A 15,553-nucleotide genomic window follows, 5' to 3' on the forward strand; every position below is an offset into this window, starting at 1 on the left:
TCAGCTGACTTTTTAGATATTTCACATTTTTTTTACAAAGTGAATCTTTTAACGTCGCCAACGACTTGGTCCAGCAGGACCAGGGTCTTGCGTAAAGACGCGGGATCGGCGCTGGTCCAGAATCTGACCGGCCGGTTCGGACCTTCGGCGAGCAGATCACGCTCGGCCAGCAGCCGCTGCAGTTGCCGCGCTACCGCCGCGCCCGTATCGATCAGGCTGATGCTCTCGGGGATCATCGACTTGAGCATCGGCTTGAGAAACGGGTAATGGGTGCAGCCCAGAATGATCGTGTCGCAGCCGTTGGCCAGTAGCGGGTCAACATAGTGCTTGAGCAATGCACGCAACTCGGGGCTGTGCAGATCGCCGTTTTCAATGCGCTCGACCAGTCCGGGGCACGGCTGAGTGATGACCCGCACATCCGTGGCGAAGCGGTCGAGCAATGCGGCGAACTTGGCGCTCTGCAAGGTGCCGGTGGTGGCGAGTACGCCGACCACGCCGCTGCGGGTGGCCGCGGCGGCCGGTTTGACCGCGGGCTCCATCCCGACAATCGGCCACTCGGGAAAGTCCCGGCGCAGATCGGCAACGCCGGCCACGGTCGCGGTATTGCACGCGATCACCAGCGCCTTGGCGCCCTGCTCGCGGAAAAAACCGGCCATCACGCTACAACGCTGGCGGATGAATTCCGGGGTTTTCTCACCATAGGGAATATGGCCGCAATCGCCGAGATACAGCAGCGATTCATTCGGCAGCAGGTGCTGGATTTCCGCCAGCACCGACACGCCACCGACGCCGGAGTCGAATACGGCGATCGGCGCTTCACGCATGTTGCGAACCACAAACGCTGCAACCGGGATCGCGCTTGACCCGCAGCTCACGGAAGCGCGAACCCAGCGCATCGATCAACAGCAGACGGCCCACCAGTGGTTCGCCAAAACCCGCCAGCAACTTCAAGGCTTCCAGCGCTTGCAGACTGCCGACCAGACCGACCAGCGGCCCGACCACGCCGGCTTCGCTGCAAGTCAGTTCGGCTTCGCTGCCGTGACCGTACAGGCAGTGGTAGCACGGGCTCTCGGCGCGACGAGGGTCGAACACCGAAAGCTGTCCTTCAAGGCGAATCGCCGCGCCGCTGACCAATGGCTTGCGCGCCGCCACACATGCGGCATTGACCGCTTCGCGAGTGGAGAAGTTGTCCGAGCAGTCGAGCACCAGATCCACCGCCGCCACGGCTGCAGCGAGAGAATCCTCGTCCAGCGCCTGACGATGAGGCACCAGTTTGATTTCAGGATTGATCGCGCTCAGGCGCTTGAGCGCCGAGTCGACCTTGGTCATGCCGACGCTGTCGGTGTCGTGGATGATCTGGCGTTGCAGGTTGGTCAGGTCGACCGTGTCGAAATCCGCCAGGTGCAACTCACCGACACCCGCCGCCGCCAGATACAAGGCCACCGGCGCGCCGAGACCGCCGAGGCCGACGATCAATACCCGGCTGTCCTTGAGCTTCAACTGGCCATCGATGTCGATGTGTTGCAGCAGGATCTGCCGACTGTAGCGCAACAATTCCTGATCATTCAGCACGGCAGGCGCCCCAGGCTGATCCGTTGATGGCCGCCCAGATCGGTGCGGCTGTGGACTTCGTCGAAACCTTGCGTCAGCAGCAGATCGCGTACGGCTTCGGCTTGATCATAGCCGTGTTCGAGCATCAGCCAGCCACCGGCCTCGAGATGGGCCGGCGCCTGGGCGATGATCAGCCGCAGATCGTCGAGCCCGTCGATGCCGGCCACCAATGCGCTTTCCGGCTCGAAGCGCACATCGCCTTCCACCAGATGCGGATCGGCGGCGGGGATGTACGGCGGGTTGCTGATGATCAACTCGAAACGCTTGCCTTCAAGGGCGCTGAACCAGTGACTGCTCAGCACCGTTGCGTTATTCAGGTGCAGACGCTGGCGATTGCGTTCGGCCAGGGCCACGGCTTCCAGCACGCGATCCACGGCGGTGACCTTCCACGCCGGGCGCTCGCTGGCCAGAGCCAAGGCAATCGCCCCGCTGCCGGTGCCGAGGTCAAGCACTTTGGCCGGGGTCGCGGGCAGCAATTCCAGTGCAGCTTCCACCAGCAGTTCGGTGTCCGGACGCGGGATCAGCGTGTGCGGTGCGACTTCCAGATCGAGCTTCCAGAAACCCTGCTGGCCCAGAATGTAGGCCACCGGCTCGCCGCTGCGGCGGCGTTGCAGGTACTCGGCGAAGACCAGTGCGGCTTCGCTGGGCACGATGCGCTCGGGCCAGGTGTGGAGAAAACTGCGCGACTTGCCCAGCGCGGCGGCCAGAAGCAATTCGGCGTCCAGACGCGCGCTGGGCGAATCCGGCAATTCGGCGGCGCGCAACAGGCTGGCGATGATGGTCATTTACTCACCTATCGCTGCGAGCTGGTCAGCCTGGTATTCGGCCAGCAACGGCTCGATCACCGCTTCGACGCCGCCGGCGAGGATTTCGTCGAGGGAATACAGGGTCAGGTTGACGCGATGGTCGGTGACCCGGCCCTGGGCAAAATTGTAGGTGCGGATGCGCTCGGAGCGGTCACCGGAACCCACCAGTAATTTACGTTCGCTGGCGATGGCGTTGGCCGCCGCAGCGGTCTGCTGGTCGTTGAGCTTGGCCGCCAGCCAGGCCATCGCCCGGGCACGGTTCTTGTGCTGGGAACGTTCTTCCTGGCACTCGACAACGGTGCCGGTCGGTATGTGGGTGATGCGGATCGCCGAATCGGTGGTGTTGACGTGCTGACCACCGGCCCCGGAGGAGCGGTAAGTGTCGACGCGCAAATCCGCCGGGTTGATCTCGATGGCTTCACGCTCGTCCGGCTCGGGCAACACCGCCACAGTGCAGGCCGAGGTGTGGATACGGCCCTGGGATTCGGTGGCGGGTACACGCTGTACGCGGTGCGCGCCGGATTCGAATTTCAGCTTGCCGTAAACGTTGTCGCCTTCGATGCGGGCGATGACTTCTTTATAGCCGCCATGTTCGCCTTCGTTTTCCGAGAGGATCTCCACCCGCCAGCCACGGCGTTCGGCGTAACGCGAGTACATGCGGAACAGGTCGCCGGAGAAGATCGCCGCCTCGTCGCCACCGGTGCCGGCGCGGATTTCGAGGAACACGTTGCGCCCGTCGTTGGGATCCTTGGGCAGCAACATGCGTTGCAGGTCGGACTCCAGCGTGATCAGCAACTCCTTGGCTTCGCGGACTTCTTCCACGGCCATTTCACGCATGTCCGGGTCGCTGTCCTTGAGCAGCGCCTGCGCGCCTTCAAGATCGCTTTGTACGCCGAGCAGCTTTTTATAGCCTTGCACCACCGGCTCAAGTTCGGCGTATTCCTTGGAATAGGCGCGGAATTTGGTCTGGTCGGAAATGACTTCGCCGTCGCCGAGCAGCGCGGTCAGTTCCTCGAAACGGTCCTGGAGAATGTCCAGCTTATTGAGCAGTGACGCTTTCATTGCGGTTTTTTATCCGAAAAGCTATCCGGTGAGCCCTCGAGGGCAAAGAGTTCCTGAGCCATGGCCAGCGCATCGAGGCGGCCTTCGGCAGAAAGCTTTTTCAACTGCACGCTCGGGGCGTGCAGGAGTTTGTTGGTCAGGCCGCGGGCCAATTGCCCGAGGACGTCTTCGGCGTTGCCGCCGTTGGCCAGCAGGCGCAGGGCCTTTTGCAGTTCTTCGTCGCGCAGGCGTTCACTCTGTTGACGATAGGCCTTGAGCACGTCGACCGCCGCCAGCTCGCGCAGGCGCACCATGAAATCGTCGGCGCCGACCGAAACCATCTCTTCGGCCGCCTGCGCTGCACCCTGACGGCTCTTGAGGTTTTCGGCGACTACTTCGTGCAGATCGTCGACGCTATAGAGGTAAACGTCGTCGAGTTCGCCGACTTCCGGCTCGATGTCGCGGGGAACGGCGATGTCGACCATGAAGATCGGCTTATGCTTGCGCAGCTTCAGCGCACTTTCCACCGCACCTTTACCAAGGATCGGCAACTGACTGGCGGTGGAGCTGATAACGATATCGCTGCGCACCAGTTCAGCCGGGATGTCCGACAGCAACACCGCGTGGGCACCGAACTGTTCGGCCAGCAGGCTGGCGCGCTCCAGGGTCCGGTTGGCGACCACGATGCGCTTGACCCCCAGCTCGTGCAGATGACGGGCGACCAGGGTGATGGTCTCGCCGGCACCGATCAGCAGGGCCTGGCTGCGTTGCAGGTCGCTGAAAATCTGTTTGGCCAGGCTGACGGCGGCAAACGCCACGGACACCGGGTTTTCACCGATGGCAGTGTCGGTGCGCACCTGCTTGGCGGCATTGAAGGTCGCCTGGAACAGTCGCCCGAGCAGCGGCCCGATGGTGCCGGCCTCCCGGGCCACGGCGTAGGCCGATTTCATCTGGCCGAGAATCTGCGGTTCGCCCAGCACCAGCGAGTCGAGCCCGGAGGCGACGCGCATCATGTGACGAACGGCCGCATCGTCTTCATGCACATAAGCACTCGCGCGCAGCTCTTCGAGGCTCAATTGATGGTATTCGGCCAGCCAGCGCAACACGATGTCCGCCGACACGTGATCCTGTTCTATATACAGCTCACTGCGATTGCAGGTGGAGAGGATCGCAGCTTCGCGGCTGTCGGTGAGTCGGCAGAGCTGCTGCAAGGCCTCCACCAGCTGCTCAGGGGTAAAGGCCACGCGCTCGCGGACGTCTACTGAAGCAGTCTTGTGGTTGATACCGAGTGCAAGGAAGGCCATTCAAGGTCGCTGATGGTGACGTGAAGCCGGCAATTGTCCTACTTCGTCAGATTCAGAACAACTACCGCTGACTATTGTCCCAATTGCCGGCCCCTATAATGGCCACAATCGAGACTCGGTTATGTTTGGCCGAAGGCTTGTGTCATGATGATCCGACCGCAGGTTAGTCGTCCTCTTCCTATATGAATAGATCTTCCGCGTTGCTCCTCGCTTTTGTCTTCCTCAGCGGCTGCCAGGCCTTGGCCCCCGTTCCGCAGGACGGTGCCTCACCGGTCGAAGACACCACGCCGGCCCCTGAAAAGCCCAAGGTTTACAGCTCGTTCAGCCAGGAGACGGTGTTCAGCCTGCTGAGCGCCGAGCTCGCTGGTCAGCGCAATCGTTTCGATATTGCCCTGGACAACTACGTGACCCAGGCCATCAATACCCAGGATCCGGGTGTTTCCGAGCGTGCGTTCCGCATCGCCGAGTACCTGGGCGCCGACCAGCCGGCCCTCGATACCGCGCTGATCTGGGCGAAAAACGCCCCGGACGACCTCGAAGCGCAACGCGCCGCCGCCGTGCAACTGGCCCGCGCCGGGCGCTATGACGACTCGATGGTCTATATGGAGAAAGTCCTGCAGGGCAAGGGCGACACCCATTTCGACTTCCTCGCGCTGTCGGCCGCCGATACCGATCAGGAAACCCGCAACGGCCTGATGAAAAGCTTCGACCGCCTGTTGCAGCGTCACCCGAACAACAATCAGCTGATTTTCGGCAAGGCCCTGCTGATGCAGCAGGATGGCGACACCAAAGGTGCGCTTGCCCTGCTCGAAGACCATCCGCCGGAAGACGGCGAGATCGCCCCGATCCTGCTGCGCGCGCGCCTGCTGCAAGGGCTGAATCGCGGCGACGAAGCGCTGCCGCTGCTGCAAAAGAGCATCAAGAAGTATCCGGACGACAAGCGCCTGCGCCTGACCTACGCGCGGATGCTGGTGGAACAGGACCGGATGGACGACGCCAAGGTCGAGTTCTCCACCCTGGTTCAGCAATACCCGGAAGACGACGAACTGCGTTATTCCCTGGCGCTGGTCTGCCTGGAAGCCAAGGCCTGGGACGAGGCCAAGGGCTATCTGGAAGACCTGATCGCCCGGGAAAGCCATGTCGATTCGGCGCACCTGAACCTGGGGCGCATCGCCGAAGAGCGCAACGACCCGCAAGGCGCGCTCATCGAGTATGCCCAGGTCGGCCCGGGCAACGACTATCTGCCGGCGCAACTGCGTCAGGCCGATATTCTGATGAACAACGGCAAGACCGCCGAAGCCCAGAGCAAACTGGCCGCCGAGCGTGACGAGCAGCCGGATTACGCGATCCAGCTGTACCTGATCGAAGCCGAAACCCTGTCCGCCAATCATCAGGGCGACAAGGCCTGGAAAGTCCTGCAACAAGCCTTGCAGCAGTACCCGGACGATCTGAATCTGCTTTACACCCGCGCGATGCAGGCGGAAAAACGCAATGACCTGGCGCAGATGGAAAAAGACCTGCGCCTGATCATCAAGCGCGATCCGGACAACGCCATGGCCCTCAACGCCCTCGGCTACACGCTGTCCGACCGCACCACCCGCTACGCTGAAGCCAAGGCGCTGATCGAGCAGGCGCACCAGATCAACCCGGAAGACCCGGCCGTGCTCGACAGCCTCGGCTGGGTGAACTTTCGCATGGGCAATCTGGAGGACGCCGAGAAATACCTGCGTCAGGCCCTCGAGCGCTTCCCCGATCATGAAGTCGCCGCGCATCTGGGCGAAGTGCTGTGGGCCAAGGGCAAACAGCGCGAAGCAAAACAAATCTGGGGCAAGTTCCTCAAAGACCAGCCTGACAGCACCATCCTGCGCAGCACCATCAAGCGCCTGACCGGATCCGAGACTCTTTAACTCATGTTTTTGCGCCACATCATAGTTTTCAGCTTCATCGCCCTGCTCGCCGGTTGCGCGGGCTTCGGCGCCCGTGAATCGGTCGAAGGCCACGGCAATCCGGCACAGTGGGCCGCGAACAAACAGCAACTGACCGGCCTCGACGGCTGGCAGATCGACGGCAAGATCGGCATCCGCGCCCCGAAAGATTCGGGCAGCGGCACGCTGTTCTGGCTGCAACGTCAGGATTACTACGACATCCGCCTGTCCGGCCCGCTGGGTCGTGGCGCGGCGCGACTGACCGGCCGTCCGGGCGCAGTGTCGCTGGAAGTGGCGAATCAGGGCCGTTATGAAGCGCCGACTCCGGAAGCGCTGGTCGAAGAGCAACTGGGCTGGAAACTGCCGGTCTCGCATCTGGCCTGGTGGGTTCGAGGCCTCCCGGCACCGGACAGCAAAAGCCGTCTGACCCTGGACGGCAACAGCCGTCTGGCCAATCTGGATCAGGATGGCTGGCAGGTCGAATACCTCAGCTATGCCGAACAGAACGGTTACTGGCTGCCCGAGCGAATCAAGCTGCACGGCACCGATCTGGACGTGACGCTGGTCATCAAGACCTGGCAACCGCGCAAATTGGGGCAATAACGCATGACCGCTCCACGCCTCACTCTGCCCTCGCCGGCCAAACTCAATCTGATGCTGCACATTCTCGGTCGTCGTGAAGACGGTTATCACGAGTTGCAGACGCTTTTTCAGTTCCTCGACTACGGCGACGAAATCACCTTCGCCGTGCGTGACGACGGCGTGATTCGCCTGCACACCGAATTCGAAGGCGTGCCCCACGACAGCAATCTGATCGTGCGCGCGGCGAAGAAACTCCAGGAACAATCCGGCTGCTCGCTCGGCATCGATATCTGGATCGACAAGATCCTGCCGATGGGCGGCGGCATTGGTGGCGGCAGCTCGAATGCGGCCACCACCCTGCTCGGCCTCAATCACTTATGGCAACTGGGTTGGGATGAAGATCGCCTGGCAGCACTGGGCCTGACACTGGGCGCGGACGTGCCGGTGTTCGTGCGTGGCCACGCAGCTTTCGCCGAAGGTGTCGGCGAGAAACTGACCCCAGTCGAGCCCGCCGAACCGTGGTACGTCGTGCTCGTTCCGCAAGTCTCTGTTAGTACGGCAGAAATTTTTTCAGATCCTTTGTTGACACGTAACACGCCGCCCATTAAAGTGCGCCCCGTTCCCGAGGGAAACAGTCGAAATGACTGCTTGCCGGTGGTCTCGAGGCGTTATCCAGAAGTACGTAACGCATTGAATTTGTTAGGTAATTTTACCGAAGCAAAACTCACCGGAACTGGAAGTTGTGTGTTTGGGGGCTTCCCAAGCAAAGCTGAAGCTGATAAAGTCTCGGCCCTTCTGACAGAGACCCTTACAGGATTTGTAGCAAAAGGAAGCAACGTTTCGATGTTGCATCGCAAGCTGCAAAATCTGCTCTAAAGGAATCAAGTGCCCGGCACTTGCAAGCAACAGATACAGGGGCGTCGCCAAGCGGTAAGGCAGCAGGTTTTGATCCTGCCATGCGTTGGTTCGAATCCAGCCGCCCCTGCCATTTTCCTATACTCATCCAGGTATACCCTCAGCCTTCAGGTACTGCGCGTGTCCAAGATGATGGTCTTTACGGGGAACGCTAACCCCGATCTGGCTCGGCGTGTCGTACGTCAGCTGCATATCCCTCTCGGTGACATCTCTGTCGGTAAATTCTCCGACGGCGAAATTACAGCCGAGATCAATGAAAACGTTCGCGGTAAAGACGTCTTCATTATTCAGCCGACTTGCGCTCCGACCAACGATAACCTGATGGAACTGGTAGTGATGGCTGATGCCTTCCGCCGCTCCTCGGCTACTCGTATCACTGCTGTTATTCCTTATTTTGGTTATGCCCGTCAGGATCGCCGTCCGCGTTCCGCACGTGTGGCTATCAGCGCGAAAGTCGTTGCTGACATGCTCACCGTAGTCGGCATCGACCGTGTTCTCACGGTTGATCTGCATGCTGACCAGATTCAGGGCTTCTTCGATATTCCGGTAGATAACATCTACGGCTCCCCGGTTCTGGTGGATGACATCGAAGATCAGCGCTTCGAGAACCTGATGATCGTGTCCCCGGACATTGGTGGCGTCGTGCGTGCACGTGCCGTTGCCAAATCCCTGGGCGTGGATCTCGGGATCATCGACAAACGCCGTGAGAAAGCCAATCACTCTGAAGTGATGCATATCATCGGTGATGTCGAAGGGCGTACCTGCATCCTGGTCGATGACATGGTCGATACCGCCGGCACTCTGTGCCATGCGGCCAAGGCCCTGAAAGAGCATGGCGCAGCCAAGGTCTTTGCCTACTGCACACACCCTGTGCTGTCGGGTCGGGCCATCGAGAATATCGAAAATTCCGTGCTGGACGAGCTGGTGGTGACTAACACCATCCCGCTGTCCGCTGCAGCACAAGCCTGTGCACGTATCCGTCAACTGGATATCGCACCGGTTGTTGCCGAAGCGGTTCGCCGCATCAGCAATGAAGAATCGATCAGCGCGATGTTCCGTTAAGGGCCCTGCCCTTCTCGAAATGTCTCGTTGACGAAAAGCGCCCCGCCCCGGCATTTCTGCCGGGGCGGGGCTTTTTTGCCCATACCGTGTTCGGCGCTGGTCGCAAACGCCACTCGGTCATGGCTATTTTGGAGATACAAAATGAACGATTTTACTTTGAATGCTGAACTGCGTTCCGACCTGGGGAAAGGTGCGAGCCGCCGCCTGCGTCGTCTCGCTGCCCTGGTTCCAGCTGTTGTTTACGGTGGCGACAAAGCCCCTGAATCCATCAGCATGCTGGCCAAAGAAGTTGCCAAACTGCTCGAAAACGAAGCTGCCTACAGCCACGTTATCGAACTGAACGTTGGTGGCACCAAGCAGAACGTGATCATCAAGGCTCTGCAACGTCACCCGGCCAAAGGCCACGTGATGCACGCTGACTTCGTACGCGTTGTAGCTGGCCAGAAACTGACCGCTATCGTTCCTGTGCACTTCATCAACGAAGCTGCTCCAGTGAAGAAAGGCGGCGAAATCTCGCACGTTGTTGCCGAGATCGAAGTTTCCTGCCTGCCGAAAGATCTGCCTGAGTTCATCGAAGTCGACCTGGCTAACGCTGAAATCGGCACCATCGTTCACCTGTCGGACATCAAGGCTCCTAAAGGCGTTGAGTTCGTTGCTCTGGCACACGGCGATGACAAGGCTGTTGCCAACGTCCACGCTCCACGTGTTGCTCCAGAAGCTACCGAAGAAGGCGCAGCAGAGTAATTCACTCTGTCATGCCTGAGTGAGCAGGTAACATCGCGGACTGGAACGTAGCGAGAAAGCGGGCGGGAACGCGGAGTTTACATCCATGGTAAATGAGCATTTTTCGTCCACTTTCGCCGCCTTCCCTGATCGCGGCGATGTTATCCACCACTCAAAGGAAGGGCCCCTATCGTGACTGCCATCAAACTGATCGTTGGCCTGGGAAATCCAGGCGCTGAATACGAGCAGACCCGGCATAACGCAGGGGCCCTTTTTGTTGAGCGCATCGCCCACGCACAGAATGTGAATCTCGTGGCCGATCGCAAGTATTTCGGCCTGACCGGGCGTTTTTCGCATCAGGGTCAGGATGTTCGTCTGCTGATTCCCACCACCTACATGAACCGCAGCGGCCAGGCCGTGGCGGCACTCGCCGGTTTCTTCCGCATCAAGCCTGAAGAGATCCTGGTGGCACACGACGAACTCGATCTGCCTCCGGGCGTCGCCAAACTCAAAGTCGGCGGCGGCCATGGCGGTCACAACGGGTTGCGCGACATCATTGCGCAATTGGGCAATCAGAATACGTTCCACCGCCTGCGGCTTGGCATCGGCCACCCGGGCGTCGCCAGTATGGTTTCAAATTTCGTCCTGGGTCGTGCGCCACGCGCCGAACAGGAAAAACTCGATGCCAGCATCGACTTTGCCCTCGGCGTGCTGCCGGATATCCTCGCCGGTGAATGGAACCGCGCGATGAAAAACCTGCACAGCCAGAAGGCCTGACTCTAATCCGAGGGGAAACACCATGGGATTCAATTGCGGCATCGTCGGCCTGCCTAACGTCGGCAAGTCCACCCTGTTCAACGCCCTGACCAAATCCGGGATCGCGGCCGAGAACTTCCCCTTCTGCACCATCGAGCCGAACAGCGGCATCGTGCCGATGCCGGATCCGCGTCTGGACGCTCTGGCGGCCATCGTCAATCCGAAGCGCATCCTGCCGACCACCATGGAATTCGTCGACATCGCGGGCCTGGTTGCCGGCGCGTCGAAAGGTGAAGGTCTGGGCAACAAGTTCCTGGCCAACATCCGCGAAACCGACGCGATCGCCCACGTCGTGCGCTGCTTCGAAGACGATAACGTGATCCACGTTTCCAACAGCGTCGACCCGAAGCGCGACATCGAAATCATCGACCTGGAACTGATCTTCGCCGACCTCGACAGCTGCGAGAAGCAACTGCAGAAAGTCGCGCGCAACGCCAAGGGCGGTGACAAGGATGCAGTGGCCCAGAAGGCTCTGCTGGAACAACTGATCCCGCACTTCAGCGAAGGCAAGCCTGCGCGCAGCCTGATGAAGAACATGAGCGCCGACGAAAAAGCGATCATCAAGGGCTTCCACCTGCTGACCACCAAGCCGGTCATGTACATCGCCAACGTCGCTGAAGACGGTTTCGAGAACAACCCGCATCTGGACGTGGTCAAGGCCATCGCCGAAGAAGAAGGCGCGATGGTTGTTCCGGTCTGCAACAAGATCGAAGCGGAAATCGCCGAGCTGGACGACGGCGAAGAGAAAGACATGTTTCTCGAGGCCCTGGGCCTGGAAGAGCCTGGCCTGAACCGCGTGATCCGCGCCGGCTACGAAATGCTGCACCTGCAGACCTATTTCACCGCCGGTGTCGAAGAAGTCCGCGCCTGGACCGTCCGCGTCGGTGCCACCGCACCGCAAGCCGCCGGCGTGATCCACACCGACTTCGAGAAAGGCTTCATCCGCGCCGAAGTGATCGCCTACAACGACTTCATCCAGTACAAGGGCGAAGCAGGCACCAAGGAAGCCGGTAAATGGCGCCTGGAAGGTAAAGACTACATCGTCAAGGACGGCGACGTGATGCACTTCCGCTTCAACGTGTAAAAGCTGCACCCATGAAAAAGCCGCGTTTGATACGCGGCTTTTTTGTGCCTGAAATTCGGCCCGTCAGGCCTTCTTGGTTCTTGGCAGGAAGATCGCCAGCACTCCGAACAGCGGCAGGAACGAGCACAGGAAGTACACGTATTCGATGCCGTGAATGTCCGCCAGATGACCGAGCAACGCCGCGCCAATCCCGCCGAAACCGAACATCAGACCGAAGAACACCCCGGCAATCATCCCGACATTGCCCGGCACCAGCTCCTGCGCGTACACCACAATCGCCGAGAACGCCGAAGCCAGGATGAAGCCTATCACCACGCTCAGGACGCTGGTCCAGAACAGGTCGACATGGGGCATGAGCAGCGTGAACGGTGCCACGCCGAGGATCGAGAACCAGATCACCGCCTTGCGCCCGATCTTGTCGCCAATCGGCCCGCCAAAGAACGTACCCGCCGCCACCGCGCCGAGGAACAGGAACAGATGCAGCTGCGAACTGGCCACCGACAGGTCGAACTTCTCGATCAGGTAGAAGGTGAAGTAACTGGTCAGGCTGGCCATGTAGAAATACTTGGAGAACACCAGCAGCCCCAGCACCACCAGCGCACTGACCATCCTGCCCTTCGACAGTCCATGAGTGGCGGCCTGGCCGGCCTTGAGCTTGAACAGGTTCAGGTGATGGGCGTACCAGCGACTGATGCGATAGAGCACGAACAACGCAAACACCGCGAACAGCCCGAACCACGCCACGTTGCCCTGCCCGAAAGGAATGATGATCGCCGCTGCCAGCAACGGGCCGAAGGCTGAACCGGCGTTACCACCGACCTGAAAGGTCGATTGCGCCAGACCGAAACGCCCGCCCGAGGCCAACCGCGCGATGCGGGAAGCTTCAGGGTGGAAGGTCGAAGAGCCGATGCCGATCAGCGCCGCCGCCAGCAAGATAAGAGGGAAACTGCCGACCATCGACATCATCACAATGCCGATCAACGTGCACACGGAACCGGCGGGCAGCAGCCACGGCTTCGGATGCCGGTCGGTGTGATAACCGACCCACGGCTGCAACAGCGACGCGGTCAACTGAAAGGTCAGGGTAATCAGGCCGACCTGGGTAAAACTCAAACCATAGTTGGCCTTGAGCATCGGATAGATCGACGGCAGCACCGACTGGATCAGGTCATTGATCAAATGCGCCAGCGCCACCGCGCCGATGATGCGCATCACCAGTGGACTGCTCTGGGGAGGAGCGGACGCCGAGGCAGCGGCGGTCTGAACGTTGCTGATAGCCATGGGAATTTCCGGACTGCAGATGGGTGCACGCGGGCAGGTGCGTCAATGTGCCATTTTTCGGTGCGCCAGCGCCATCCCCTTAGCCAGCTAACGAACTATTCAGTCGTCGCGCCGCAAGTGATAGCGCAACGCCATGGTCTGAATCTTGCCTTGCTTATCCGCTTGAACGCGGCGCCCTTACAAAGGGCATCGAGAATGGGAAGTTTCGCTACAGAGCCGGCCTACAGAGCGGGCAAGGGTGAACTTTCGAGGCCTTTTAGCAGGGCACCAGTCACGGTCGCAACGACCGCGATGCACGCCGATGGTGCGTGGTGTCCAGAGGAGTCATGGGGCATGCAGGCTTTTTTATCACCGGGGATCAGGTTGCTGGGGCGATTTGGGTTCGCACGTAAATTCCAGTTGTTGTTTCTGCTGTTTATCCTGCCATTGGCCGGCAGCCTGTTGATGATCGGCCAGGACTATCGCGACAAACTTAACCTGATCGCCGGTGAACGTGCCGGTGTGCGGCAGTTGCTCGCCCTCGATGCACTCGACAACCTGCTCGCCGCCCAACGCGACCGCGCCGCCCGCTGGCGCGCCACGGAAACCAACCGCCAGCCGACACCCGCGACTCTGGCCGCCGTGGCCGCCTTCGATGGCGTTCAGCCTGCCGTTGCCCAGGCGACGCTGGAGCTGGGCAGTGCCTTGCAAGCCGAAGGCGCGGAAGGTGAAACCCTGACCCGCTATCAGGCCCTGCAAGCCGCGCTCAATGGTCTGGACTCGAAAAGCCTTTCCGGTGTCGGTTGGTGGCCGGACGGTTACGACCGCTTCACCAACGCCCTCAGCGCCCTGCAAGCTTTGCGTGAGCAAATCGCGATGGACAATCGCCTGATCCTCGCGCCATGGCTGGAAACCTATCTGCTGACACAGATTTCCACCCAGCACGCACCAGACCTGATCGAGCGGGTCGGCCGACTGGCAGCCGTCGGCCAGGCGTCCGTGGTTTCCGGTCAGTTCACCCTGCAAAGCCGTCTGCAACTGCGTGACCTGCGCAGCCGTATCGGCGATGCCCGCGAGCAGTTGGTGAAAACCGCGAGCCTGCTCGAAGCGCGTCTGCCGCCAGCCCTGCAAGGCTGGGCCGGGCAATATCACGACAGCCTCAAGCAGCTGGACGCCGGATTGAAAGTGCTGGATGACGGCGTGTTCGGCGGCAGCATCAATCTCAAGCCTGAAGAATTCGAGCGCACTCTCGATGCCCTGCTCGGCAACCTCGCCACGCTGCGCCAGCAATCGCTGGTGTCGCTGGATCAGCGGCTGGATGACTACCACGGATCGGCGATTCGTCAGTTCATCGTTGTCGCGGCGGTCTTCGGTTGCCTGTTGCTGGCGGCGCTATATTTGTTCGTGTGCCTGCAAGCCTCGATCCGTCGTAGCGCCAGCGGCATCACGCTGCTCGCCGAGGCTCTGCGCGACGGCAATCTGAGCTTGCAAGTGCCGGTCGTGGGCCGTGATGAACTGGCGTCGATCAGCACCGCGCTCAACGTGGCCGTAGTGCAACTGCGCACCAGCCTGCTGGGTGTCGATCACGAGACTTCGCAACTGAGCAACGCGGTACGCAGCCTCAACGATCACTCCAGCGGCGCTCTCAGCGAAGTCGAAGCGCAACAATTGCAGATCAGTCAGATCGCTGCAGCGGCCACGCAACTGGCGGCGACGTCCCAAGGCGTGGCGCAGAGTTGCGAACAGGCTTCGGGCAGCGCCCAGCACACCCGGCGCATCGCTGCCGACAGCAGCCGTGACAGTCAACGCACCACGGCGAGCATCCAGCAGCTCAATCAGCGTCTGAACGAAACTGCCGCAGCGCTCGGTCGGGTCAGCGAGCAAGGGCAGCAGATTCAATTGGTGGTCGACACCATTCGCGGCGTCGCCGAGCAGACCAACCTGCTCGCACTCAACGCCGCTATCGAGGCCGCTCGCGCGGGTGAACAAGGTCGTGGCTTTGCCGTGGTGGCCGACGAGGTGCGCAGCCTGTCGCAACGTACGCAATCATCCACGGCGCAGATCGCCGGTACGGTCGACAGCCTGCGCAATACGGTCAACGAAGCCGTGAGCCTGATGGAGGCTGCGTGCGGTCAGGCGCAATCAGACGCGGAAGCGGTCACCGGACTGGGCGAACGCCTGGGGGAAATCGCCAGCGCCGTGCAGAGCGTCACCGACACCCTCGCCCAGATCGCCACGGCGGTCGAAGAACAGGCCAGCACCGCCGATGAGGTCAGCGGCAATATCCAGCAGGTGGATCAGGCGGCGGTTCGCCTGCTCGAAGGCGCGCGGGCCGTGAATCTTGCGGCGGACACCTTGAGCCAGGGCAGCCATGCCTTGAGTGCCAACACCGGAAGATTTCAGCTGCGTTGAAGCCCCTCCCGC

Annotated in this window: 14 protein-coding genes and 1 tRNA gene; 9 read left to right on the forward strand and 6 right to left on the reverse strand. The window is 60.8% G+C overall.

Annotated elements, in window-relative coordinates:
* Positions 1-32: 32 nt before the first annotated feature.
* Genes murI through hemA form a run of 5 tightly spaced genes read right to left on the reverse strand, consistent with a single transcriptional unit; the run spans position 33 to position 4,762 of the window.
* Positions 33-824: a glutamate racemase gene (gene murI / locus L6D74_RS26325; RefSeq protein ID WP_236191047.1), complete on the reverse strand. Its 792-nt coding sequence runs from the start codon at positions 822-824 to the stop codon at positions 33-35.
* Positions 817-1,572, reverse strand: coding sequence for a molybdopterin-synthase adenylyltransferase MoeB (locus tag L6D74_RS26330; RefSeq protein WP_007951711.1), 756 nt, complete (start codon positions 1,570-1,572; stop codon positions 817-819). The genes murI and L6D74_RS26330 overlap by 8 nt, the downstream gene beginning before the upstream one ends.
* Positions 1,566-2,396, reverse strand: coding sequence for a peptide chain release factor N(5)-glutamine methyltransferase (gene prmC / locus L6D74_RS26335; protein ID WP_236191048.1), 831 nt, complete (start codon positions 2,394-2,396; stop codon positions 1,566-1,568). Before prmC ends, L6D74_RS26330 begins: the two co-directional genes overlap by 7 nt.
* Positions 2,397-3,479 (reverse strand): peptide chain release factor 1, encoded by a 1,083-nt coding sequence (prfA, locus tag L6D74_RS26340; protein WP_007951714.1) that lies wholly within the window; start codon positions 3,477-3,479, stop codon positions 2,397-2,399.
* Complete coding sequence (gene hemA, locus L6D74_RS26345; RefSeq protein WP_039766341.1) at positions 3,476-4,762, reverse strand: glutamyl-tRNA reductase; 1,287 nt, start codon at positions 4,760-4,762, stop codon at positions 3,476-3,478. The genes prfA and hemA overlap by 4 nt, the downstream gene beginning before the upstream one ends.
* A gap of 182 nt (positions 4,763-4,944) precedes the next feature.
* On the opposite strand from hemA, the gene L6D74_RS26350 reads away from it, so the two are divergent.
* The 8 genes from L6D74_RS26350 (at position 4,945) to ychF (ending at position 11,869) form a co-directional block, all read left to right on the forward strand.
* The gene (locus L6D74_RS26350; RefSeq protein ID WP_236191051.1) at positions 4,945-6,669 is read left to right on the forward strand and encodes a tetratricopeptide repeat protein; all 1,725 of its coding nucleotides are present in this window, start codon (positions 4,945-4,947) and stop codon (positions 6,667-6,669) included.
* 3 nt (positions 6,670-6,672) lie between these two features.
* Positions 6,673-7,290 carry a lipoprotein insertase outer membrane protein LolB gene (lolB, locus tag L6D74_RS26355; protein WP_236191052.1) on the forward strand — a complete coding sequence of 206 codons (618 nt, stop codon included), beginning with the start codon at positions 6,673-6,675 and terminating at the stop codon, positions 7,288-7,290.
* 3 nt (positions 7,291-7,293) lie between these two features.
* A complete protein-coding gene (ispE, locus tag L6D74_RS26360; protein ID WP_085649225.1) occupies positions 7,294-8,145 on the forward strand; it encodes a 4-(cytidine 5'-diphospho)-2-C-methyl-D-erythritol kinase in 852 nt (283 codons plus the stop codon).
* 37 nt (positions 8,146-8,182) lie between these two features.
* Positions 8,183-8,257 (forward strand) — tRNA-Gln (locus L6D74_RS26365).
* Positions 8,258-8,304: 47 nt separating this feature from the next.
* Positions 8,305-9,246, forward strand: a complete 942-nt coding sequence (locus L6D74_RS26370) for a ribose-phosphate pyrophosphokinase (protein ID WP_003171603.1) — start codon at positions 8,305-8,307, stop codon at positions 9,244-9,246.
* A 141-nt stretch (positions 9,247-9,387) separates the two neighbouring features.
* On the forward strand, positions 9,388-9,990 hold the full coding sequence (locus L6D74_RS26375) for a 50S ribosomal protein L25/general stress protein Ctc (protein ID WP_011335926.1): 603 nt from the start codon (positions 9,388-9,390) through the stop codon (positions 9,988-9,990).
* Between the two features lie 171 nt (positions 9,991-10,161).
* Complete coding sequence (gene pth / locus L6D74_RS26380) at positions 10,162-10,746, forward strand: aminoacyl-tRNA hydrolase (protein WP_007951726.1); 585 nt, start codon at positions 10,162-10,164, stop codon at positions 10,744-10,746.
* Between the two features lie 22 nt (positions 10,747-10,768).
* A complete protein-coding gene (gene ychF, locus L6D74_RS26385) occupies positions 10,769-11,869 on the forward strand; it encodes a redox-regulated ATPase YchF (RefSeq protein ID WP_064599392.1) in 1,101 nt (366 codons plus the stop codon).
* A gap of 63 nt (positions 11,870-11,932) precedes the next feature.
* Here ychF and L6D74_RS26390 read toward each other — a convergent pair whose 3' ends face one another.
* The gene (locus L6D74_RS26390; protein ID WP_236191055.1) at positions 11,933-13,150 is read right to left on the reverse strand and encodes an MFS transporter; all 1,218 of its coding nucleotides are present in this window, start codon (positions 13,148-13,150) and stop codon (positions 11,933-11,935) included.
* Positions 13,151-13,483: 333 nt separating this feature from the next.
* On the opposite strand from L6D74_RS26390, the gene L6D74_RS26395 reads away from it, so the two are divergent.
* Entirely contained in the window at positions 13,484-15,541 is a 2,058-nt protein-coding gene (locus L6D74_RS26395; RefSeq protein ID WP_236191056.1) for a methyl-accepting chemotaxis protein, read from the forward strand.
* Positions 15,542-15,553 lie beyond the last annotated feature (12 nt).

The organism is Pseudomonas pharyngis (assembly GCF_021602345.1).
Lineage (GTDB): Bacteria > Pseudomonadota > Gammaproteobacteria > Pseudomonadales > Pseudomonadaceae > Aquipseudomonas > Aquipseudomonas pharyngis.

Excerpts from the sequence above, each read along its gene's own strand:
- prfA (WP_007951714.1), bottom strand. The coding sequence starts at position 3,479 with ATGAAAGCGTCACTGCTCAATAAGCTGGACATTCTCCAGGACCGTTTC.
- L6D74_RS26395 (WP_236191056.1), top strand. The coding sequence starts at position 13,484 with ATGCAGGCTTTTTTATCACCGGGGATCAGGTTGCTGGGGCGATTTGGG.
- prmC (WP_236191048.1), bottom strand. The coding sequence starts at position 2,396 with ATGACCATCATCGCCAGCCTGTTGCGCGCCGCCGAATTGCCGGATTCG.
- hemA (WP_039766341.1), bottom strand. The coding sequence starts at position 4,762 with ATGGCCTTCCTTGCACTCGGTATCAACCACAAGACTGCTTCAGTAGAC.
- murI (WP_236191047.1), bottom strand. The coding sequence starts at position 824 with ATGCGTGAAGCGCCGATCGCCGTATTCGACTCCGGCGTCGGTGGCGTG.
- L6D74_RS26375 (WP_011335926.1), top strand. The coding sequence starts at position 9,388 with ATGAACGATTTTACTTTGAATGCTGAACTGCGTTCCGACCTGGGGAAA.
- ychF (WP_064599392.1), top strand. The coding sequence starts at position 10,769 with ATGGGATTCAATTGCGGCATCGTCGGCCTGCCTAACGTCGGCAAGTCC.
- ispE (WP_085649225.1), top strand. The coding sequence starts at position 7,294 with ATGACCGCTCCACGCCTCACTCTGCCCTCGCCGGCCAAACTCAATCTG.
- L6D74_RS26390 (WP_236191055.1), bottom strand. The coding sequence starts at position 13,150 with ATGGCTATCAGCAACGTTCAGACCGCCGCTGCCTCGGCGTCCGCTCCT.
- lolB (WP_236191052.1), top strand. The coding sequence starts at position 6,673 with ATGTTTTTGCGCCACATCATAGTTTTCAGCTTCATCGCCCTGCTCGCC.
- L6D74_RS26350 (WP_236191051.1), top strand. The coding sequence starts at position 4,945 with ATGAATAGATCTTCCGCGTTGCTCCTCGCTTTTGTCTTCCTCAGCGGC.